Origin of the sequence: Streptomyces sp. NPDC006997, from assembly GCF_040635175.1 — a bacterium.
Classification (GTDB): domain Bacteria; phylum Actinomycetota; class Actinomycetes; order Streptomycetales; family Streptomycetaceae; genus Streptomyces.
The window spans coordinates 23,479-44,727 of the sequence record NZ_JBEYHH010000048.1 but is presented as its reverse complement, the minus strand read 5'-3'; the positions used below and the strand labels follow the sequence as shown (position 1 = coordinate 44,727).

At 71.4% G+C, this 21,249-nt stretch carries 20 protein-coding genes and 2 pseudogenes; 9 read left to right on the top strand and 13 right to left on the bottom strand.

Features of this window, described 5'->3' with window-relative positions; genetic code table 11:
- Positions 1-203, bottom strand: a 203-nt coding sequence (locus ABZ659_RS32275; RefSeq protein WP_360227255.1) for a transposase, incomplete at its 3' end; no start/stop codon positions are given.
- Between the two features lie 319 nt (positions 204-522).
- A complete protein-coding gene (locus ABZ659_RS32270; protein WP_360227252.1) occupies positions 523-1,206 on the bottom strand; it encodes a ScbR family autoregulator-binding transcription factor in 684 nt (227 codons plus the stop codon).
- 571 nt (positions 1,207-1,777) lie between these two features.
- On the opposite strand from ABZ659_RS32270, the gene ABZ659_RS32265 reads away from it, so the two are divergent.
- From ABZ659_RS32265 to ABZ659_RS32255, 3 genes are all read left to right on the top strand, one after another.
- On the top strand, positions 1,778-2,014 hold the full coding sequence (locus ABZ659_RS32265) for a helix-turn-helix domain-containing protein (RefSeq protein WP_360227264.1): 237 nt from the start codon (positions 1,778-1,780) through the stop codon (positions 2,012-2,014).
- A gap of 8 nt (positions 2,015-2,022) precedes the next feature.
- Entirely contained in the window at positions 2,023-2,181 is a 159-nt protein-coding gene (locus ABZ659_RS32260) for a hypothetical protein (protein WP_360227249.1), read from the top strand.
- Between the two features lie 96 nt (positions 2,182-2,277).
- A complete protein-coding gene (locus ABZ659_RS32255) occupies positions 2,278-2,778 on the top strand; it encodes a tetratricopeptide repeat protein (protein ID WP_360227261.1) in 501 nt (166 codons plus the stop codon).
- Between the two features lie 57 nt (positions 2,779-2,835).
- Here the strand turns inward: ABZ659_RS32255 and ABZ659_RS32250 are convergent, their stop codons facing one another.
- A complete protein-coding gene (locus tag ABZ659_RS32250; RefSeq protein WP_360227246.1) occupies positions 2,836-3,183 on the bottom strand; it encodes a hypothetical protein in 348 nt (115 codons plus the stop codon).
- Positions 3,184-3,619: 436 nt separating this feature from the next.
- Between ABZ659_RS32250 and ABZ659_RS32245 the strand changes: the two genes are divergently transcribed.
- Together ABZ659_RS32245 and ABZ659_RS32240 are read left to right on the top strand one after the other, a co-directional pair.
- Positions 3,620-4,510: a hypothetical protein gene (locus ABZ659_RS32245; RefSeq protein ID WP_360227243.1), complete on the top strand. Its 891-nt coding sequence runs from the start codon at positions 3,620-3,622 to the stop codon at positions 4,508-4,510.
- A 159-nt stretch (positions 4,511-4,669) separates the two neighbouring features.
- Positions 4,670-5,110: a nuclear transport factor 2 family protein gene (locus ABZ659_RS32240; protein ID WP_360227240.1), complete on the top strand. Its 441-nt coding sequence runs from the start codon at positions 4,670-4,672 to the stop codon at positions 5,108-5,110.
- 142 nt (positions 5,111-5,252) lie between these two features.
- On the opposite strand, the gene ABZ659_RS32235 is transcribed toward ABZ659_RS32240, so the two are convergent.
- On the bottom strand, positions 5,253-6,332 hold the full coding sequence (locus ABZ659_RS32235; RefSeq protein ID WP_360227237.1) for an AI-2E family transporter: 1,080 nt from the start codon (positions 6,330-6,332) through the stop codon (positions 5,253-5,255).
- A 724-nt stretch (positions 6,333-7,056) separates the two neighbouring features.
- Between ABZ659_RS32235 and ABZ659_RS32230 the strand changes: the two genes are divergently transcribed.
- Positions 7,057-8,532 carry a cation:proton antiporter gene (locus ABZ659_RS32230; protein WP_360227234.1) on the top strand — a complete coding sequence of 492 codons (1,476 nt, stop codon included), beginning with the start codon at positions 7,057-7,059 and terminating at the stop codon, positions 8,530-8,532.
- 152 nt (positions 8,533-8,684) lie between these two features.
- On the opposite strand, the gene ABZ659_RS32225 is transcribed toward ABZ659_RS32230, so the two are convergent.
- Entirely contained in the window at positions 8,685-9,338 is a 654-nt protein-coding gene (locus tag ABZ659_RS32225; protein WP_360227231.1) for a TetR family transcriptional regulator, read from the bottom strand.
- 150 nt (positions 9,339-9,488) lie between these two features.
- Between ABZ659_RS32225 and ABZ659_RS32220 the strand changes: the two genes are divergently transcribed.
- Positions 9,489-10,673: an alkane 1-monooxygenase gene (locus ABZ659_RS32220; protein WP_360227228.1), complete on the top strand. Its 1,185-nt coding sequence runs from the start codon at positions 9,489-9,491 to the stop codon at positions 10,671-10,673.
- Positions 10,674-10,681: 8 nt separating this feature from the next.
- On the opposite strand, the pseudogene ABZ659_RS32215 reads toward ABZ659_RS32220, so the two are convergent.
- Positions 10,682-11,383: pseudogene (locus ABZ659_RS32215) on the bottom strand (substrate-binding domain-containing protein); the annotation flags it as partial.
- Here ABZ659_RS32215 and ABZ659_RS32210 point away from each other — a divergent pair.
- A pseudogene (locus ABZ659_RS32210) lies at positions 11,354-11,653 on the top strand (phytanoyl-CoA dioxygenase); the annotation flags it as partial. The pseudogenes ABZ659_RS32215 and ABZ659_RS32210 sit on opposite strands and share 30 nt — an antisense overlap.
- A 23-nt stretch (positions 11,654-11,676) precedes the next feature.
- Here ABZ659_RS32210 and ABZ659_RS32205 read toward each other — a convergent pair.
- The 4 genes from ABZ659_RS32205 to ABZ659_RS32190 all read right to left on the bottom strand — a co-directional run bounded on the left by ABZ659_RS32205 (position 11,677) and on the right by ABZ659_RS32190 (position 16,501).
- The gene (locus ABZ659_RS32205; protein ID WP_360227225.1) at positions 11,677-12,585 is read right to left on the bottom strand and encodes a carbohydrate ABC transporter permease; all 909 of its coding nucleotides are present in this window, start codon (positions 12,583-12,585) and stop codon (positions 11,677-11,679) included.
- On the bottom strand, positions 12,582-13,541 hold the full coding sequence (locus ABZ659_RS32200; RefSeq protein ID WP_360227222.1) for a sugar ABC transporter permease: 960 nt from the start codon (positions 13,539-13,541) through the stop codon (positions 12,582-12,584). The genes ABZ659_RS32205 and ABZ659_RS32200 overlap by 4 nt, the downstream gene beginning before the upstream one ends.
- Before the next feature lie 10 nt (positions 13,542-13,551).
- A complete protein-coding gene (locus ABZ659_RS32195) occupies positions 13,552-14,898 on the bottom strand; it encodes an ABC transporter substrate-binding protein (protein WP_360227219.1) in 1,347 nt (448 codons plus the stop codon).
- Between the two features lie 94 nt (positions 14,899-14,992).
- Positions 14,993-16,501: an alpha-N-arabinofuranosidase gene (locus ABZ659_RS32190; RefSeq protein ID WP_360227216.1), complete on the bottom strand. Its 1,509-nt coding sequence runs from the start codon at positions 16,499-16,501 to the stop codon at positions 14,993-14,995.
- A 373-nt stretch (positions 16,502-16,874) separates the two neighbouring features.
- Between ABZ659_RS32190 and ABZ659_RS32185 the strand changes: the two genes are divergently transcribed.
- Positions 16,875-17,903 (top strand): LacI family DNA-binding transcriptional regulator, encoded by a 1,029-nt coding sequence (locus ABZ659_RS32185; protein ID WP_360227213.1) that lies wholly within the window; start codon positions 16,875-16,877, stop codon positions 17,901-17,903.
- Positions 17,904-17,921: 18 nt separating this feature from the next.
- Here the strand turns inward: ABZ659_RS32185 and ABZ659_RS32180 are convergent, their stop codons facing one another.
- The 3 genes from ABZ659_RS32180 to ABZ659_RS32170 all read right to left on the bottom strand — a co-directional run bounded on the left by ABZ659_RS32180 (position 17,922) and on the right by ABZ659_RS32170 (position 21,166).
- A complete protein-coding gene (locus tag ABZ659_RS32180; protein ID WP_360227210.1) occupies positions 17,922-18,824 on the bottom strand; it encodes a carbohydrate ABC transporter permease in 903 nt (300 codons plus the stop codon).
- Positions 18,821-19,705 carry a sugar ABC transporter permease gene (locus tag ABZ659_RS32175; RefSeq protein ID WP_360227258.1) on the bottom strand — a complete coding sequence of 295 codons (885 nt, stop codon included), beginning with the start codon at positions 19,703-19,705 and terminating at the stop codon, positions 18,821-18,823. Before ABZ659_RS32175 ends, ABZ659_RS32180 begins: the two co-directional genes overlap by 4 nt.
- Positions 19,706-19,810: 105 nt before the next feature.
- Positions 19,811-21,166, bottom strand: coding sequence for a sugar ABC transporter substrate-binding protein (locus ABZ659_RS32170; protein ID WP_360227207.1), 1,356 nt, complete (start codon positions 21,164-21,166; stop codon positions 19,811-19,813).
- Between the last annotated feature and the right edge of the window lie 83 nt (positions 21,167-21,249).

Genomic DNA, 21,249 nt, shown 5'->3' with positions numbered 1-21,249 from the left:
CACTCGCGCGGGCGGTAGCCGTTGCGGTGGTTGACCCTCTCGTCGCTGACCTGCCCGTATTCGGCGTTGCAGAGGGCGTCGGCCTCGGCGGACATGAGGGCGTCGGCGAACGTCTTGATCATCGCGCGCAGCAGATCGGGACTCGCCGCGGCGAGATTCTCCTCGGCGAGGGCGTGCAGGGGCAGACTGTCGGGTGCGGTCATCGTGCTGATCTCCTTCGAGCTTCGACATCTCGAAGATCAGCCGGTGGCCGTTCTCATATCCGGGCCCTCACTCCGACGCCAGGACAAACGCCCGGATCAGGTGGGAACCCGTACACCACTTCCCAGGACGCAACCCTCGGCCGGGGCGGGCCCGCTTTCGCCCAGCAGGTGCTGTGGGCGGAGACCTCCTTGCGACGGAACAGACCCGGAGTACGGAACAGACCCACTCACCGTACAGACCCAGTTCAGGCACGCCGAGAGGTTGCTCCGTTCACCCACCCTGTCGGGCTGGAGCAGTTACGCGGCCGACCGCGTTTGCTCAGGCCGGGACCGCCAACTGCCCCCGCCCCCGTTCGTGGTCCCCCGCGTCCTGGTCCTCCGCGGTTTCGGCGAGCACCCGTGCCCCCCGGTCCTCGGCGACGTCCAGCCGCATCAGCACCGCAGGCGAGGCGATCGACGGCAGCAAGTGCTTGAGCAGTACCGACACCCGGTACTCCACGTCCCGCAGGCCACTTTCCATCTGCGCGTACAGCTGCACCCCGTTGAGCGAGCTCACCATCAGTTCCGCGACCTCACGCGGCACCACATGCGCCAGCGTCTCCCCGCGCCGGTGCGCCTCTCCCAGGATGCCGCTCAGTTCCCCCACCCACAGCGGCCACGCGCTGCCGTACTGTCGGCGCCCCACCGGGTCCGTCGACAACCGTGCCCCCGCTCGCAGGAGCGGGTCCTCCGGCAACCGGTGCGCCACGGTCATCGCGAGGTCCACGACCTCCTGCATCTTGATCGCACGCTCTGGCAGCACATGGTCCATCTGGACCTCCAGCACTCCCCGTGCCAGCGCCTCCTTGGAATCAAAATGAAAGTAAAGCGCCCCCTTGGTCACCCCGGCTGTCCGCAGGATGTCCGCCACCGTCGCCGCCGTATAACCATGCTCAGCAAACACCACCGCCGCAGCTTCAAGCACAGCACGACGGGTCTTGACTGCACGCTCCTGCTGGGCCACCGCACCTCCCCTTCACCCGCTCTCCGTACCCCGCGCCGTTCATGGTGACCACCGGAGCACCTGGAACAAACCGTCCAGGAGGTACCTTATCGTTAACCAACAGCAAACAACAGCACCTGATATGTGTGCCCGCATACCCGGCAAAGCAACCCAAAGCCCACACAGCATGTCCACTGTCTGGGCCGTAACGAGGCTCATACGAGACCAACTGGACTGATACCCCAGAGGGAATAGGGCACTCAGGGCGTCCCGTCACACCACGGTGCCGCCATCGACGCTCCACGGTCAACCCACAGTAGCGTTACAGCCCCATGCCATCACGTAGCGCTACCAGCAATAAACCAATCGTGCGGTTTCCTCCGTCGCCTCACGTCCTCTGGTCCGTCACCCTCCCGAGCAGATCGCCCTGAGCTTCGCGGGGGCGGGCGTCGAGTGCCGCGTAGTCGGTGCGCCGGAGGAGTAGCTGAGTGCTGCTCGACACAGTCGGCCGGAGCAGGCACGTAGGGCTTCGCGGCCGAGGCGGATGACGTTGCCCTGCACGCCACGCGCGTCCCTCCTGTGATGACTTGAGCTGTTCTGGTCCCGCGGCTACGGCGCGACGTCGATCCAGGACCTGGTCGACACGCTGGCCGTCGAGCGCGGCAGCCTCTACGGGACGTTCGGCGACAAGCGCCGCTGCTCTCTCGACGCCGTCCGGCTGTACCGGGAGGTGTACGAGCGGCACCTGGTCGCCGCGCTCGACACCGCTCCCCTCTGCTGGCCGGGCTGCGCGGGATCCTCACCCGTCCCGCGCGCCTGGACGAGCTGATCTCCGACATGGGCGTGCCGCGGGGTTGTCTGGTAGGCGACACCACCGCCGAACGCGTACCCCACGACGGCGAGGCAAGCGAGGTCGTCACCCGTTCCCACCGCCGGTTCACCGAGATCGTCACCGACGCGCTCCGCCGTGCGCGGGCGTATCCGATCACGGCGTGATGGTGGTTCCGGCGGTAGTGGTTCCCACAGGGGGCCGCGGAAGTGTTCGCCCAGCTGTCGGCAAAGCGTCACGATGGGCCCATGGATGAGATCGACATGGCCGGCGCCACCAGGGACGAACTCCTCGCGGACGCCGTACGGCTGCGGGAACAGGGGCGGCACGAGCAGGCCCGTCAGCGGCTGCTCACGCTGGCCGCCCGGTATCCCGAGGACCGTGAGGTGGCCTACCAGACCGCCTGGGCGCACGATGTGCTCGGCAGGGAGGCCGAGGCCGTCCCCTTCTACGAGCGCGGGCTCGACGGGCCCGGGCTCACGGCGGAGGACCGTCGCGGCGCGTTCCTCGGGCTGGGCAGCACGTACCGCGTCCTCGGCAGGTACGAGGAGGCGGTCGGCACCCTGCGCCGGGCCGTGGCCGAGTTCCCCGACGACGGCGCCCTGCGGACCTTCCTCGCCATGGCCCTGTTTCACACGGACGACCACCACGAGGCCATGCGCCTGCTGCTCACCCTGGTCGCCACCACCAGCGAGGACCCGTATGTGCGCCGCTACCGGCGCGCCATCGAGCAGTACGCCCGGGACCTCCGGGCCACTGTGTGAGTCGACGCCGCTGGGGCGTGCCAGGCGTCGGGCGGCAGGCGGGGCTTTCGCGACACGCTAGCCGGTGTGGGGGCGGACGCGTCCCGCCATCGGTGCCGTGGGGGTCGTGTGGTTGTCGGTGGTTCCGGCCGACGGTCGCGGGGGCTTCGTCGTCGCGGTGGGCGACGCCTTCGTGGTCTCGGCCCTCGGGCGGGTGGCCGTCGCCGTGGGTTGTGGGAGGGCGCTTCCGTGCGTGCCGGTGGCGGCGGGTGTCGCCGCCGCTTGCACGCCGTCGTCGGTGCGGTCGCCGGGGCGGGTCGCCAGGGCTACGGCGACGACGAGTGCGACGGTCGCCACGGCCGCCGCCGAGAGGAGGGCCGTACGGCGCTTGCGGTCGCGGGGTCGGCGGTGTGAGGAGGCTGCCACGGCGGGTCCTTGGGTGGTCGGCGAACGGCTGGTTCGGGTGAGGCGCGTGTGACTGCGGCCTCCCGTGGTCAGTTGCCGCCGGAGGCCGCAAGGTTGCCTGCCTCTCGCCGGGTGACGAGGAACTTCCACGCCTCGGCCGATCGGGGGCCCTACGGCGGGGCGGACATGGCGAGGCCGCGGCGGCCCTCTGGCGGCGGTACCGGGCCCGTCCGGCCCCGGCACCCTCGGGGACAGTCCTGACACGGCATCGGCGACAGCCGCCCACCGCCCCGGGCCCGGACACCGTGCTACCGCCGCGGCCCACGTCAGTGATCGCGACATTCAGACGACGTGACGCGAGGACGGAACCCGCCCGCAGCGATCTGACGTCACCTCAGGTGCGAGGTACACGGCACATGCGAGCCTCCTCGCGTCATCCACAAAGGAGAGACACCGAGTGAAGAAACCACTGAGTTTCGCGTCCGTACTGGCACTCCTGACCGGAATCGCCATCGCCTCGACAACGTCCGCCCACGCCGCTACGGACAGGAGTGGGGCGGAACGGCTGAGCATCCCGAACAGCAGTGCTTGCAAGGCGGGCCGCACCGTCATGCAGGGCATGGCCGCGGGGCCGGGCGGCCAGCTCTACATCGTCTTCACCAAGGCGGGCGGCGCGGAGCCGGTCCTGTCCAGATGGGTGCGCGACGGCTCGACCTGGGACGGTACCAGCTGGACCTGCGCCGGTGCGCCGACCTCCATACCGGCACTCGGCCACGGCAACGACCTCGCCTACCACAAGAACTACCAGGGCCGGGGACCTGCCCTGATCGCCACCCAGGGAAGTCAGTCGGCGTACCCGAGCCCCGATGTGACGGTCATTCACCTCAGCTCGTCGGGATCTGTTGGGGCGAGTGAGGTAGTCCATCTGCCCATCGGCAACATCAGCGGCTTCTGCTACAGCGCGACGGCGGCCGGCGGAGCGGGCAAGTATGCCGCCCGCCGCGCGGGGTACCTGTGGACCCACCCCGGTGCCGGGGCGCTGACGAGTGGCTGGACGCTGGTGAAGACCAACCTGACGAGTCACGACAATCGTTCCGACCAAGGCATCGACTGCTCCGAGAACTACATCTGGAACACCAAGTCGATCAACACCTCAACGCCCCAGACCGGGTGGAACTGGGTGTACCAGTACAACTGGTCCGGAGGTGACGTGGAGAGCGGCATCGGAATCCCGGGGAACAACCTGACCGACGAGATCGAGGACGTTACCCACATCGGGAGCGACTTCTTCGTCGGCGTCAACCGGAACAGCGGGAGCCCCGACTCCGTGAAGGTCTTCATCGAGTGAAGTCCTGCCCTCCGCACTGATGACGAGGCACGCCCTCCTCCTTGGACCGGTGGCAGAGACCCGCGCTAGCGTGAAGAGTGGTGCATACCGGAGCAGAAGCGCGGAGGCGGCTGGAGCGCCGCCGCCGTCTCAGGCGTCGTCGGCGAGGGGATGGAGCCCGTGAGCAGGGAGACGACAGCGGCCGAGCGCTACCGCAGGTGGCTGGCCGAGCTGTGGAACGGGAAGGAAGGGACCCTGGCGGAGGCCGCCGCGAGCCTGGTCAGCCCCGACTTCGTGGGGAACTGGCCCGGGCGGCCCGGGCTGGTGCACGGGCCGGAGCAGCTCGCCGACGTGGTGCGGCAGGGCAGGCTGCCCTTCACCGGCCTGACCTTCACCCTGGAGCTCGGTCCCGTGACCACCGGCGACCTGGTGGCGGCGCGCTGGACCGGCCGCGGTGCCTACGCCGGTGGGGAGTACGCCCTGCCGGGCGCCACCGCGCCCGCGGGTACGCCCGTGGAGTTCTCCGGGCACGATCTGCTGCGCTTGCGGGGCGGCCGGTTCACCGAGTACTGGGTCATTTCCGAGGGCGAGCACCTGATGGCCCAGCTCACGCGGGACTGACCCGCCCGGTCCGGGCTCCGCGGGCCTACTCCGCCCGCGGTTCGAGGCCCATGAGGAGAAGGGTGATCGCGTCGGCGAACGTGGGCAGAGCAAGATCCGGACCATGTCCGGACCGACTCCGGACCAACGCCTCCAGTCGGGTCTACGTGCTCGCGGGTGGCTCGGTGGAGTTCCCCGCGGGGAGCGGCTCCGGGGGAGACGCGTAGTGCGCGCGCAGTTCGTGGACGACTCCGAAAACGGCGGCGGTGAGCGGCACCGCGAGGAGTACTCCGACGATCCCGGCCACCGCTCCGCCGGCGGTGAGAGCCACCAGGACCACCGCCGGATGGATCCGTACGGTGCGGCTCTGGACCACCGGCTGGAAGACGTTCCCTTCGAGCACCTGGACCACGAGGACCACTCCGAGGGCCCAGAGCGCGATGGCGAGCCCCCGGTCGGCGAGTGCGACCAGCACGGCCACGGTCCCGGAGACGAAGGCGCCGAGGTAGGGGACGTAGGCGCCGAGGAAGACGATGGCGCCGAGCCCGAGGGCCCCGGGCACGCGCAGGACCAGCAGACCGGCGGTGATGAAGACCGCGTCGATGAGCGCCACCACGGTGGTGCCCCGCATGAACCCCTCGACACCCTCGAACGCACGCCGGGCCATCGCCTCGACGATGTCCGCGTTGCCGCGCGGGACGAGTGACCGCAGGGTGTCGGTGGCCTGGTCGGAGTCGCGCAGGAAGAAGAAGACCAGCAGCAGGGCGAGCACCGCCATCCCGAGCACCTGGGTGGCGAGGCTGACACCGGTGATGACGCCGGAAGCGGCCGTTCCGCCGAACCTGTCGAGCAGGTCCAGGGCATCGCTGGCGAGATCGTCCAACGAGGTGTCGGACGCGCCGAACCGATCGGCCAGATCGCGCACCGCTCTGCGCAGTGAGGCGACGATCTGGTCCCAGGTCTCCACCAGCGTGGCCGTGACGATGTACACGGCGCCGCCGACCACCGCCAGGACGGCGGCGCAGGTGAGCCCGGCGGCGAGGGACCGGGGAACCTTGGCCCTGATGAGCCAGCCGTGCACGGGGAGCAGCAACGCGGTGCCGAGCAGGGCCAGCAGCACGGGAACGACAGCCAGTCGGAGGGCCACGCACACCTGGACGCCGACGTAGACGACACCGACGACCAGCAGGATGACGACACACCAGGCGGCCAGCCGACGTACGGGCTCCGGGAGCATCTGCATCCGTCCACCGTACGCACCAGCCGGACGGTTCCGGGGAGGGCCCGCCCGTGCGTCTGATGTCCGGTCCGCGACCGGTCGGTTGGGGAGCGGACTGCCCGTTGTCGTCCTCCCCGACGAGTCGGTGATCGTGTGGAAGTCCGCCCCGACGGGTACGCAGGGGGCGCCAGCATCGTGCTCGTGTGGTGAGGAGTGGGAGTGCGGAGGAGTCGACGGCGGTCAGGGGCGCCTTCCCCGGGGTGGTGGTCTCAGACCACCCGGCCGGTGGCCCGGGGTACACGGTGCCCGTACGGGGTCCGGTCCTCGCCGCCACCGTGAGTGGGGACGACCGTTTCGAGTTCCGTCACCTCGCGGTACCACTGCCCGACATCGCACCACGGCAGGCCGCCTCGTACGCAGGGGGCATGGGCGGCCTGACGACGGCTGGAGGGAGCACGATGCGCAGCAGGAAGCGCGGGGCCACGGTCCGCCCCCGCGGGATCCCGGCCGCCGGGGCGCCGCGGGCCAGGACGAGTACGACCGGCCATGTCACCTTCCGGGCCACCGCGCTCCCTCACTCGGCGCGTCGCCGCCTCGCTGTCGGTCCGTCGGACGGGGGCGCACGGCTGCGATGCTCGGGCAGGTGGCCGTCCTCCGCCCGTCCAGCAGTGCTGGCGGGCATCGCGTCACCCGTGAGCGGCTGCCGCGATGCCCCTCCGGTGGCCGGGAACGGTGGGGGGTGGCCGGCATGACGCACGAGCTGGAGTCGTTCGGCTGGGTGTTGTTGGCCACGGGTGCGGTGGTGGCCGCCGCCCTCGTCTTCCATCCCGTGAGCGAGCGCGTCCGGGTACCCGCTCCCGCCTTCTTCCTCTTCGCCGCGATCGCCGTGTCGGAGCTGGTTCCCCCGCTCCCCGCGGTCCCCCTCGACATCACGCAGCAACTGGTCACCGTGGCGCTGGTCTTCATCCTGCTCGACGGAGGCGTGTCCCTGGGCTGGCGGAGGCTGCGGCCGTCCCTGGCGGCGGCGTCCTGGATGGGGCTGGCCGGTACTGTCCTGATCGCCGGAGCGACCGGCGCGCTGGCGCATCTGCTGCTGGGCTTCTCCTGGCACGCCGCGCTGCTCCTCGGTATCGCGTTGGCGCCGACCGACCCGGCGGCGGTCTTCTCGGCCCTGGGCCGCAAGGAGGTCCGAGGGCGCAGCGGCACCCTGCTGAACGGCGAGGCGGGACTGAACGATCCGGCGGGCGTCGCCCTGCTGGCGGGGGTGCTGGAGCTGGGCGGGCGTACCGGTTCGGCCGCGGTGGGGCATGTCGCCCTGGTCTTCGCCGTGCAGCTGGCCGTCGGCGCCGCCACCGGCGTCGCGGGCGGTCTCGGTCTGCGGTGGCTGCTGCGCCGGGTGCGCCTTCCCGAGGGCGGGTTGTACTCGCTCGCGGTGCTGGCGGGCGCCCTGGTGGTCTACGGGGTGGCGACCGTCGCGCACGGCTCCGGGTTCCTGGCGGTCTTCGCCACCGGCGTCCTGCTCGCGGACAGCGACCTGCCGTTCGAGCGGGCAATCGGGCGCTTCCACGGCGCGCTGGCCAGCCTCGGCGAGCTCGTGGCCTTCACCGCGCTGGGCCTGACGGTCACCCTGGCGGACTTCGAGGGCGTGGGAACCGTCGTCGACGGTGTCCTCATGGCGGTGGTGACGCTGGTCCTGGTGCGTCCCGCGGTGATGCTGCCGATGCTGCTGCCGGTGCGGGTGCGCCGGGGTGAGCGGGTGTTCCTGGCGCTCGCCGGACTGAAGGGGGCCGTGCCGATCCTGCTGGGCAGCTTCCTGGTCACCGGTCACGCCGCCCACGGCCGGGACACCTACGCGATCGTCTTCGTGGTGGTCGCGGTCTCCATCCTCGGACAGGGAACGCTGATCCCGTGGCTGGCGCGGCGCTGCGGCATCCGTCTCCACGCCAGGGCGCTCAGGCCGTGGCCGCTCGGTGTCCGCTTCCGGTCTCCTCCGACCGGCGTGCGCCGCTACCGGGTCCAGCCCGGCGCGGCGGCCGAGGACACGGGCGTCACGGATCTGGCCCTGCCGGATGACGTCTGGGTCTCCCTGGTCATCAGGGACGGCGTTCTGCTGTCCCTGAGCCCCGGCACCCGGCTGCGGGCCGGGGACGAGGTGGTGCTGGTGACGGACCCGCGGTCCGGTGCCCCCGACCAGGCCGCCCGGGAGGTCTTCGGGCCGGGCTGACGCCCGCGCCCGCCGCGCTGGCCGACCATCCGGCGTACGCCCGAGCCGGCGGCCGACGGCGGGTGTCCTCGGGAAGTACGTGGGCAACCACCAGGGGGCCCGGGGAACCTGACAGCGTGGGCGGCGGCTGTGCCTGTCGGGGCCGCGGACCGTCACGTGCCGGTCGCGGCAGGAGGGAGGTGTGGCAGGCCGAGTACGGCGCACACCGCCCGTGACACCCGCGCCGGGGTCTCCGCGGTCCGGGGCGACGGGAGCAGCATGTGGCTGAGTGTCAGCCGTACCGCCAGGTCGGCGGCCTCCAGGCGCCGGTCCGCCGGTGTGCCCGGCGCCACCTCGCCCAGCCAGTCCGCCAGCAGGCGCCAGGCGTTGGAGAAGACGGGCTCGGGCCGGCTGGTCAGGAACGGCAGCAGCGCGTCCGTGCCGCCGCGGGCGGCGGTCAGGACCGCGCCGACGAAGGGGTTGTCGCCCGCCTCGGCCAGGGCGTGGGCCACGCCCGCCTCCAACGCGGCGCCGACGTCGTCCCGCCGGGCGTGCAGTACGGCGGCCAGGCCGAGCAGGAACGCCTCCGTCTCGCGCAGCACCAGGGCCTGCCCTATGCCCGCCCGGTCGCCGAACTCCTTGTAGATCGAGGGCCGGGACACCTCGGCGCGCAGCGCCAGGTCGGCGACCCGGACCCGGTCCCAGCCGCCCTCGGCGGCGAGCGCGCGGGCCTCGGCGAGCACCCGCTCGCGCATCTGCCTGCGCCATGCCACCCGGGGCGGGTCGGGGCGGTGCTCCGGCACGGCGGGGGCCGTCTTCCTGCGCATCGGTTCCTCTTCCCCTTCCCTCTCCGTTCCCCCCGACCTCATCGTTGATGTGCCGTCAGAACGTTGACACGGCGCCCCCTTTGTCAACGTACTCCATGACGTGTCACCGTCAGAGCCGCCCCCTGGTTCCCTCCTCCCCAAGGAGCCGTCATGAAACCAGCGACGAACGACGCCCGCCTCTGGCGGGATCCCCGGCGGCCGTTGTGGCTGCTCGCCCTCGCCGTGCCGACCCTGCCCTTCCAGGCCGGTGGCCTCGTCGCCGTCACCGGAGCGGGTGTGTTCTGGTGGTGGGGGTCGTTCTTCGCGTTCGTCCTCGTCCCGCTGCTTGACCAGCTGATCGGTCCCGACGGCGCCAACCCGCCCGAGGAGGCCATGTCCCGGCTGGAGGCCGACCGCTACTACCGGTGGTGCACCTACCTCTACCTGCCCCTCCAGTTCGGGGCGCTGGTGTGGGCCTGCGGCCGGTGGGCGGACGGGGGGCTGTCCGTCGTCGAGGGGCTCGGCCTCGCCGCGACCACCGGGGTCGTCTCGGGGGTGGCCATCAACACCGCCCACGAACTCGGCCACAAGCGGGAGCTGCTGGAGCGGCGGCTGAGCCGGATGGCGCTCGCGCAGACCTTCTACGGCCACTTCTACGTCGAGCACAACCACGGCCACCACATACGGGTCGCCACCCCGGACGACCCCGCGAGCAGCCGGATGGGCGAGAGCTTCTGGCGGTTCCTGCCGCGGACCGTGCTGGGCAGCCTGCGCTCCGCCTGGCACCTCGAACAGCGGCGGCTGGCGCGGCGCGGGCGGCCGGTGGTCAGCCGGCACAACGACATCCTGACCGCCTGGGCGATGTCGGTGGCGCTGTTCGCCGTCCTGACCGCCGCCTTCGGCCCGCGGGTGCTGCCCTACCTCCTCCTCCAGGCCGTGCTCGGGTTCTGTCTGCTGGAGACGGTGAACTACCTGGAGCACTACGGCCTGTTGCGGGAGCGCCGGGCCGACGGGCGGTACGAGCGGGTGGCGCCCCGGCACAGCTGGAACAGCGACCACACGATCAGCAACCTGTTCCTCTTCCAGCTCCAGCGGCACTCGGACCACCACGCGCACCCCCTGCGCCGCTACCAGACCCTGCGCCACTTCGACGAGGCGCCGCAGCTGCCCTCCGGGTACGCCACCATGATCGTGCTGGCGTGGTGCCCGCCGCTGTGGCGCCGGGTGACGCATCCGCTGCTGCGGGCCCACTACGACGGTGACCTGACCCGCGCCCATCTGCACCCGCCCGCCCGCCGCCGCCTCCTCGGCAGCGCGGGGACCGGCCTTCCGGAGCGTGCCCGCGAGACCGGCTGACGGTCCGCTCACGGCATGACGCGCCCCGTGCTCCCCCGGATCTCCAGCCGGTGCGGGACCACGACGTCGAGGGGCGGGACGCCCGGCGCGGGGCTGTAGACGCGGTCCGCCAGGCATTGGAGGGCGCGCTCGGCGATCTGCCGCTTGTCGGGGACGACCGTGGTCAGGGGCGGGTGGGCGTAGCGGCCGTCCTCGATGTCGTCGAAGCCGACCACGGCCAGGTCGCCGGGGACGTCCAGGCCCGCCTCGTGGGCCACGTGCAGGGCGCCGAGGGCGAGTTCGTCGGTGAACGCGAACACGGCGTCGGGGCGGGCGCCGGACGCCAGCAGGGCGGTCATCGCCTCGGCGCCGTCCCGCCGGTGCAGGGCGGCCACCTCGCGTTCGGCGGCCGGGTCGGGGGTCAGACCGGCGCGGGCGAGGGCGCTGCGGTAGCCCGCCAGCCGCTGGTCGGCGGTGCCGTTGCGCAGGTGCGGCTGGAGGCCGATGGCGGCGACGCGGCGGCGGCCGGTCTCGATCAGGTGCGTGGTGGCCTGGTCGGCGGCGAGCACGTTGTCCACGGCGACCCGGTCCGCGGCGCCGTGCGGGTCCCGCTCCCCCAGCAGGACGACGGGCACGTCCCGGGCTCGGGCGGTCAGGTCCTCGGGGCTCACCGACCACGGGCTGATGATGAGGCCGTCGACGAGGCGCCCGCCGGTGTCCGCCAGCAGCCTGCACGCCGCGGCGACGTCTCCGCGCGCAGCGCCCTGACGATCCACCGGGGTACGGCGAACCGGTCCGACCTGGACCGTCCGGTGCTGGTGCTGGGCGTGGACGGTCCGGAGGCGGACAACGGCGAGCGGCACGACCTGGCGGTCACGCGGGGCTTCTGGGACACGCTGCCGGAGCGGGTGCGCCGTCACCTCGGCTGTCCGGTGGTGGAGGAGCTGACGCCCATCACGCAGAAGCACACCATCGAGGGTCTGGTGATGGGCGACGCCTGAGCCTCCCGGGGATCCCGGTCGGGTCAGCCCTTCAGGCCCGACCGGGATACGCCCTCGATCACCCAGCGCTGGGCCACCACGTACAGCAGCAGCACGGGGACGCTGGCGATGACGGCCCCGGCCATCAGCAGGTCGTAGTGGATGTTGTTGGCGCTCTGGAAGTTGGCCAGGCCCGCGGGCAGGGTCAGCGCCTCCGGGCTGAGCAGCACGTACAGCGGCCACAGGAAGTCGTTCCAGTTGGCGAGGAACGACAGCATCCCCAGGGTGACCAGGGCGGGCTTGGTCAGCGGCAGGACGACGCGGACGAAGATCTGCCAGCGGTTGCAGCCGTCGATCTCCGCCGCCTCCTCCAGCTCGCCCGGCAGGGTGAGGAAGAACTGCCGCAGGAAGAACACGCCGAAGGCGCTCGCCGCGCCGGGCACGATCACCGCGGGCAGGCTGTCCACCCAGGCGAACTCGTTGACGATGAGGAAGTTGGGGATCAGCAGCACCATCGGCGGCACGAACAGCGTGGCCACGACGGCGGTGAAGATCACCGTACGGCCGCGGAAGCGCATCCGGGCCAGGGCGTACGCCGCCGGGGTCGCCGTGACCAGCACCAGCAGGGTGTGCGCGGACGCGGCGACGAGGCTGTTCAGCAGCCAGCGCAGCACGGGGCTGTCGGTGGCGCCGAGGACGTCGCGGTAGGCGTTCAGGGTGGCCGGTGACGGGATCCACTCCGGGGTCGTGGAGCCCGCGTCGGAGGGCGTCTTGAACGAGGTGACCAGCATGTACAGCAGCGGGCTGAGGTACAGCGCGGCCACCACGGCGAGGATCAGGTGCAGCAGGGAGCGCCGCAGCCGCCGCCGGGCGACGGTCGCCGGGGCTGACGCGGTGTCCGGCTCCTTCACGGGCACGGGGTGCCGGGACTGCGGGACGCGGATCTCGGTCATCGGTCCTCCTGCCGCTCGCGGAAGACGCGGAAGACCAGCGCGCTCGCGGCCATCAGTGCCAGGGCGAGCACGAAGCTCATCGCGGACGCCGAGCCCATCTCGAAGCGCCGCAGTCCGGTCTCGGCGATCAGGTAGATCGCGGTCTTGGTCTCGTCGGCGGGCGCCCCGGTGGTGATCAGGTACGACTGTCCGAACATGTTGGCCGAGGCCAGCAGCGTGGAGTTGACCACGAACAGGGCGACCGGCCGCAGCCCGGGCAGGGTGACGTACCGGAACCGTTGCCAGGCGCCTGCCCCGTCGACGCGCGCCGACTCGTACAGCTCGGCGGGGATGTCCTGGAGTCCGGCCAGGTAGATCACGGAGTTGAAGCCCAGCGTCCACCACACGGTGACCAGGACCAGGCCCCACCAGGCGGCCGGGGTGTCGGTGGTCCACTGGATGTCGTCGGGCAGCCCGAGGGCGCCGAGGTAGTGGTTGACCAGGCCGATGTTGCCGTCCAGCAGGAACCGCCAGAGCAGACCGACGACGGCGACGCCGAGGACGTAGGGCGCGAAGTAGACCGCGCGGTACAGGTTGCGGCCCCGGAACCTGCCGTTCATCAGCAGCGCCGTCAGCAGCGGCACGATCAGCAGCAGCGGCACGGAGAGCACCGTGAAGACGCCCGTGGCCTTCATCGCCCGCCAGAACCGGGGGCCGTCCACGCTGTCCGGGTCGAACAGTTCGCGGTAGTTGTCCAGGCCGACGAACGGTTTGACGGGCACGTTGATGTCCCAGGCGTGCAGACTGATCCACACCCCGTAGACGATCGGAGCCACCACGAAGGTGAGGAAGAGCGCCAGGTAGGGCGCCATGAACAGATACGGGGTCCACCACTGGTAGCGCGCGGCCCGGGGCTGCGCGCCGCCCCGGGTCCGCCGGTCCCGCGTGGCGGACGGCCCGGTCTTCAGCCGCTGCACCGAGCCCGCCTCACTTCGCGTACTTCTGCTTGTTCTCGGCGAGGACCTTGTTGGCGGTCCGCACCCCCTCGTCCAGTGCCGAGGTGACGGACTTCGTGCCCAGGACGGCCTGCTGCACGGCCAGTTCCAGCGCCTTGGTCTGGACGTCGCCGAGGCCGGGCAGGGCGGGCAGGAAGCGGAAGACGTCGACGTCCTCGGCGAACGGGACCTGCGGCAGCCCGGCCACCTCGGGCTGGGAGCGGACGCTGTTGCGGGCGGGGATCATGCCCGCCTTGGCCCACTCGGTGGAGCGTTCGCTCATGTAGTCGATGAAGAACTTGGCGGCCTGCGCCTTGTTCTCGTCCCGTCCGGCCTGGGAGGTGATGACGAAGTTGTGGCCGGCGGTCCACACCGCCTTGGTGCCGCCGATGTTCGGGATCGGGGACATCCGCCAGTCGACGCTCTTGGCGGTCTCCTTCAGGTCGTTGATCTGCCAGATGCCGTCCCAGGTGAAGCTGACCTTGTTGTTCTTGAAGGCGTTGTACTGGGCGTCCTGCGCGACCTGTTCGGGGCTGTAGCCGCCCTTGATCTGCGCCACCATCCAGTTCAGCGCCTCCGCGCCCGCGTCGGAGCCCCACAGGGCGTGGGTGCCCTCCTGGTCGTAGAGTTCGCCGCCGAACTGCCACAGCAGGGTCATGAACATCAGGTGCGCGGGCCACTTGTTGGGCATCCAGAAGGGGTGCGCGACGCCGCTGGACTTCAGTTCGCGCAGCGCGCCCTCGAAGCCGTCGCGGTCGCCGGGCGCGTCCTCGAGACCGGCCTTGGTCAGCTGGCGGCCGTTCCAGTAGTCGGCCAGGCAGTGCACGTCCAGCGGGACGCTGTAGCGCTGGCCGTCGTAGATGCCCGCCTGCCAGACCGCCGGGATGAAGTCGTCCTCGCTCAGGCCGAGCGCGGAGACGACGTCGTCCAGCGGCATGAGGGTGCGGCGGGCGGCGAAGGTGGCGATCTGGTCGTTGTGGATCACGGCGACGTCGGGGCCCTTGCCCGCGGCGATCGCGGTGGGCATCGCCGGGTAGAGGTCGGCCCACTGGCGGGTGGTGTTCTTGACGGTGATCCGGTCGCCGAAGCGCTGGTTGAAGGAGGCGAGCATGGCCTGCATGTGCGGGCCGTCACCGCCGGTGAAGCCGTTCCAGTACTCCAGGGTGACCTTGGGGCCGTCGTACGCACCGCCGCTGAAGGACGGGGCCGTCGCGCCTCCCTGGTCCGATCCGATCTTGGTGCCTGAGCTGCACGCGGTGAGCAGCCCCGCGGCAGCCGCGGCCGAGGCGCCGAGCAGTGTTCTGCGGGACGGGCGGCCGGGGGTGGTGGTGGTACGCATTCTGGTGCTCCTCGGGTGTGGGCCCGCGGCCGGGCCCGGGACGTGGCGGTCGGATCGGTCGGGGGGATCGGAACGGAAGGGGAACGGAACGGGGTCAGCGCGTGGCCAGGCGGACCATGGTCCACGACACGGGGGGCAGGTCGACGGTGAGCGCGCCCTCGGCCGCGCGGGTGTCCGCGGCCCGGCGTGGGCGGACGCGGTCGGGCTGGTCGGCGGTGTTCACCGCCGCCGGGTCGTCGTCGTGCAGCACGAGGTGCTCCTCGACGCGGGCCGCGCCGCCGAGGGCGCGCAGGTCGGCGGTGAGGGTCAGGGGCTGGTCGGGGTGCCGGTTGACGGCGAACAGCACCACCTCGCCGGTCTCCTCGTCGTGGGTCGCGGTGGCCCACAGAGCGGGGACCTCGCCGTACTTGTCGGTGTCCACCAGCGGGGAGTCGGGTTCGACGCGCAGGACCGTGCCGCGGGCGTGCCGGGCGGTGCGGGCGAAGGGGTGGAAGATCGTCTGCCGCCAGGCGGGGCCGTCCGGGCGGGTCATGATCGGGGCGATGACGTTGGCCAGCTGCGCCTGGCAGGCGGCGCCCACCCGGTCGGCGTGCCGGAGCAGCGTGATCAGCAGGCTGCCCACGACGACGGCGTCCGTGACGTCGTACCGGTCCTCGATGAGTTCGGGCGCGGGGCGCCAGTCGAGGGACCGCTCGCCGCCGAACCGGCTCTGGTACCAGACGTTCCACTCGTCGAAGGACAGCTTGATCTTCTTCCCGCTGCGCACCTTGGCGCCGATGTGGTCGGCGGTGGCCGTGATGGACGAGATCATCTGGTCCATCTCGGCGGCGCTGGCGAGGAAGGAGCGGGTGTCGGTGCCGGTGGGCTCGTAGTAGGCGTGCAGGGAGACGTAGTCGACGAACTCGTAGGTGTGCTCCAGGACGGTCGCCTCCCAGGAGGCGAAGGTGTCGATGTAGGCGTTGGAGCTGCCGCAGGCCACGAGTTCCAGGGACGGGTCGAACCGCTTCATCGCGCGGGCGGTCTCGGCGGCGGTCCGGCCGTACTCGTGGGCCGTCTTGTGGCCCATCTGCCAGGGGCCGTCGAGTTCGTTGCCCAGGCACCACAGGCGCACGTCGTGCGGCTTGTGCACGCCGTGTGAGCGGCGCAGCTCGGACAGGGTGGTGTCGGAGGGGTAGTTGGTGTACTCCAGCAGGTCGAGCGCCTCGGCGGTGCCGCGGGTGCCGAGGTTGACGGCCATCATCGGCTCGACGCCCGCCTTGGCGGCCCAGGCCATGAACTCGTTGAGGCCGAAGGCGTTCGACTCCACGCTGCGCCAGGCCAGGTCCAGGCGGCGGGGGCGGGACTCGCGCGGGCCGACGCCGTCCTCCCAGCGGTAGTTGGAGACGAAGTTGCCGCCGGGGTAGCGCACGACGGTGACGCCGAGTTCGCGGACCAGGTCCAGGACGTCGGTGCGGAAGCCGTCGGCGTCGGCGGTGGGGTGGCCGGGCTCGTAGATCCCGGTGTAGACGCATCTGCCCATGTGCTCGACGAACGAGCCGAACAGTCGTCGGTCGACGGATCCGACCCGGAAGGCCGGATCCAGGGTGAGACGGGCCGTGGGCATGAAGCTGCGCTCCCTGGGTTTCGGTTCGCCCGCACGGTGGCGCGCGCCCCTGCTGGCGACAGGGGAACGCGCGCCATCGCGCGGAGGGGTGACGGGCCTGTTGCCCGAGTCCCGCCTGCCGAGCGGGCGGACGACGGGACGTGCGCAACACGCCCTTGACGGCCGCTCGGGTGGCCGGGGAGGCACGGGCCGTCGTTGCCCGATACGATTACATCGTTGAAACAGCGTCGTAAATAGGGAGCGGCAAGGTTCTTCCGAAAATGTTTCCCGCGGTGCCGTGGCGCGGGCTCGTCCGCGGGCCGTGGTGCCGTGTGCGACGGTGAGACGTGTCATCGGGGCAGGAGCACCCGCGGGGTGCGGTGGAGGTGAGCAGGTGGGGGCGAGTCTCAAGGACGTCGCGGCGTTGGCCGGCGTGTCCGTGAAGACGGTGTCCAACGTTGTCAACGGCTACACGTACGTGTCGCCGCCGACCCGTGAGAAGGTGGAACGCGCGCTGGCCGAGCTGGAGTACCGGCCCAACCTCTCGGCCCGCAACCTCCGCCAGGGACGCACCGGCGTCATCGCGCTGGCCCTGCCCGAGCTGGACGCCCCGTACTTCGCGGAGATCAGCCGCTTCGTCATCGCGGCGGCCACCGAGCGCGGCTGGACCGTCCTGATCGAGCAGACCGACGGGCTGCCGGAGCGGGAGCGGGAGGTCCTGGACGGCGTACGGGAGCAGCGCATCGACGGGCTGATCTTCAGTCCCATCACCGTGGGCCGCGAGGAGTTGGCCGCCCGTACCGACACCACGGCGCTGGTCCTGCTCGGCGAGCGGGTGCTGGACGGCCCGACCCACCACGTCGCCATCGACAACCAGCGCGCCGCCCGGGAGGTCACCGAGCACCTGATCGCCCGCGGCCACACCCGGATCGCCGCCATAGGCCGCCAGGACAACCCCAGCGCCAACACCGCCCACCTGCGGCTCGCCGGTTACCGTGACGCGCTGCGGGCGGCGGGCATCGCGTACGACGACCAGCTCGCGCCGCCGACGGCGTCGTACCACCGCGCCGACGGCGCCCAGGTCATGCGGTGGCTGCTGGAGCTGCCCGAGCCGCCGCGGGCCGTGTTCTGCTTCAACGACCTGCTGGCCCTGGGCGCGCTGCGCACCGCGCTGTCCTCGGGGCTCGACGTGCCCGGCGACGTCGCCGTCGCCGGGTTCGACGACATCGAGGACGGCCGCTACAGCACCCCCACCCTGACGACCGTCTCCCCCGACAAGGCGCAGATCGCCCGGGTGGCCGTGGACATGCTGGACGCCCAGCTCGGCGGCGTACGGCACTCGGTGCGCCAGCGCGGCAGCGTGCGGGAGGTGGCGGCGGACTACCGGCTGGTGGCGCGGGAGAGCACCCTGGGCCGGGGGTGACGGGGTCGCGGGGAGGGGCTACGACTTCACGGCCCCCGCGGCGAGTCCGGCGCGCCAGTACCGCTGGAGCAGCAGGAAGGTCAGCACGATGGGCACGACGGAGACCAGCGCGCCCACGATGGTGAGGGTCTGGAGTTCGGGCAGGCGGCTGGTCTGGGACTGCCAGGTGAACAGGCCGAGCGTGACGGGGTACAGGTCGTCGTCCTGGAGCATGACCAGCGGCAGCAGGAAGTTGTTCCAGATGACGACGAACTGGAACAGGAAGACCGTCACCAGCGCGGGCGCCATCATCGGCAGGGCGAGGGTGCGGAAGATGCGCACCTCCCCCGCGCCGTCCATCCGTGCCGCCTCGATGACCTCGGTGGGGACGGAGGCCGTGGCGAAGATGCGGGAGAGGTAGACGCCGAAGGGACTGACGACGCTGGGCAGGAACACCGACCAGAAGGTGTTGGTGGCGTCGACCTCGGCGAAGAGGAGGAACAGCGGCAGGGCGAGCGCGGTGGCGGGCACCAGGACGCCGCCGAGGATGACGGAGAACACCGCCTCGCGCCCCCGGAACGCGTAGACGGCGAGGGCGTATCCGGCCGCGGCGGCCAGCAGGGTGGCGACGGCCGCGCCCGCTCCGGCGTAGAGCAGGCTGTTGAGGAGCCAGCGGCCGAAGACGCCGTCCTGCTGGTCGAAGAGCGCGGTGAGGTTGTCGCCGAGGTGCCAGTCGGCGGGCAGCAGGCCCGGCGTGGAGACCAGGTCGCTCTGGCTCTTGGTCGCCGAGACCAGCAGCCAGTAGACCGGCAGCAGCATGTAGCAGGCGGTCGCGGCCAGGAACGCCACCGCGAGGACGGTGGACAGCCGTCCCCGCGCGGGTGGGCGGCGGCGTACGGGGGCGACCGCGTGGGCGCCCTCGGTCCGGGTGAGCAGACTCATCGCTGCCTCCTCGCGGTCAGGCGCAGGAACGCGAACGACAGCACGAACGTGACGGTGGCGAGCAGCACGGACAGCGCCGCCGCCTGGCTGTAGTGGTCGCCCGCGGTGAGCGAGTACGCCGCGATGTTGGGGGTGTAGGTGCTGGTCACACTGGTGGAGATGGAGCGGAACACCTGCGGTTCGGTGAACAGCTGGAAGGTGCCGATGACGGAGAACACGCCGGTGAGGACCAGCGCGGGCCGGATCAGCGGGACCTTGACGCGCCAGGCGACGGTCCAGCCGCCCGCGCCGTCGACGCGGGCCGCCTCGGTGACGTCGGTCGGCAGGGCTTGCAGCGCGGAGTAGAGGATCAGCATGTTGTAGCCGGTGTAGGTCCAGGTGACGACGTTGCCGATGGACCACAGCACCAGGCCGGGCCCGAGCGGGTCGATGTCCGCCCCGGCCGACTTGAGCAGGTCCACGAGCGGGGAGAGCCGGGGGTCGTAGAGGAAGGCCCACATCAGGGCGGCGACGACGCCGGGGATGCCGTACGGCACGAAGTAGACCAGCCGGAAGAACCGTTTGAGGCGGGCGACGGCCGAGTCCAGGAGCAGGGCGAGGACCAGGGCGAGCAGCAGCATCACCGGGATCTGCACCAGCGCGAACCCGCCGACGCGCAGCAGGCTGTCGGCGAAGAACGGCTCCCGGACGACGTCGGCGTACTGCTCGAAGCCCGCGAAGACGGAGTGGGTGCGTCCGAAGGTGCCGCCGGTGCGTTCGGTCCTGTGCAGGCTCTGCCAGAACGCGTAGCCGACCGGCACCAGGGTGAACAGGACGAACGGGATGAGGAACGGGAGGAGGAAGCCGTAGGGGGTGAGGAGTCGGCGCGGGCGGCGGGGCACCGGGGTGGGCGGGGCGGGGGTGGCTGTCACGGGCTGCCTTCGACGGTGGGGGGGGTCGGCCCCCGCCAGGACGCTGGCGGGGGTGCGGGGAGCGTGGGCGGCCGGTCAGCCGCCGGTGACGTCGAGGGACTGCTCGCGCAGGGAGTCGGCGCTCTGCTCGCCGGTGCGCTTGAGGACCTCGCCGAGGGTGGTCCGGCCGCCGGTGGCCTCCGCGGTGCCGTCGCTGAGGTAGCGGTAGGTGTCGGTCATGGTCGGGCCCCAGGTGAAGTCGGTGTCCACGTGGGCGGACGCCCGCGCGAAGACGTCGAAGACCTTCTGCCCGCCGTAGAAGTCGACCGGCTCGGCCAGCGCGGGCAGGTCGAGGCCCGCCTTGGCCGCCGGGTAGAGGCCGCCCTCGCGGTTGAGGATCTCCAGCGCCTCGGCGTCGGTGTTCAGCCACAACGCGAACTCGGCCGCTTCGGCGGGGTGTTCGCTGCCCGCGAGGACGGCGGTGGTGGAGCCGCCCCAGTTCCCGGCCCGCTGTTCGCCCTCCCGCCACTGCGGCATGGGGGCCACCGCCCACTTGCCCGCGGTCGACTTGGCGTTGTCGCGGATGGTGCTGTAGCCCCAGGCGGCGCTGACCCAGGTGACCACCTCGCCGGAGTTCCACGCCTTGTAGAGCGCGGGTGAGAAGCCCTGGAGGTCGGTGGCGACGAGCTTGTCGTCGATGAGCCTCTGCCAGTAGTCGGCGACCTGGCGGCTCTCGGGGCGGTCGACGGTGACCTTCCAGGTGTCGCCGTCGCGTTCGAAGAGGGTGGCCTCGTTCTGCCAGAGCAGACCGGTGAACCAGTTGGGGTCGGTCTGGGAGAAGTGGGTGATGTACTTGCCCGCCTTCCTGAGCACGCGGGCGTCGGCCTCGTACTCCTGCCAGGTGGTGGGCGCCTTGAGGCCGAGCCGGTCGAAGACGTCCTTGCGGTAGAACAGCGCCATCGGGCCGGTGTCCTGCGGGATCGCCCAGACGCCGTCCTCGCCGTCGGCGCCGAAGTCGACCTGGGACCAGGTCCAGTCGGCGAACTCCGGCTCGGCGCCGGTGACTCCGGGGCACTCGGCGATGTCGCGCAGGCCGTTCTTCAGCCGGAAGCTGGCGAGGGAGTCGTACTCGATCTGGCCGAGGTCGGGGGCCTTGTCGGCCTTCAGGGCGTTGGACAGGTTCTGGTAGGTGCCCGCGTTGCCCGCCGGGGTCGTCCTCAACTTGACCTGGATGTCCGGGTGGTCGCTGTTCCAGGCGTCCACCGCCTGTTGCATCCCGGGAACCCAGGACCAGTACTGCAGGGTGACCTTGCCCGAGGCCCGCTCACAGGACGTGTCCGCCGCGCCGTCCTCCGTGCCGCCGCCACCGCAGCCGGTCGCCACGGTGAGGGCCAGGACCGCCCCGCCGATCACGCAGCGTCTGGGCACGGAAGTGCGATCGCGCATCGCCATGTGACTGCTCCTTGCGCCGAGGGTCCGCTCCGGTGGAGCGATGGCGGCAACCTTCACAACAGGAATCCTCAGAAGTCAACGGA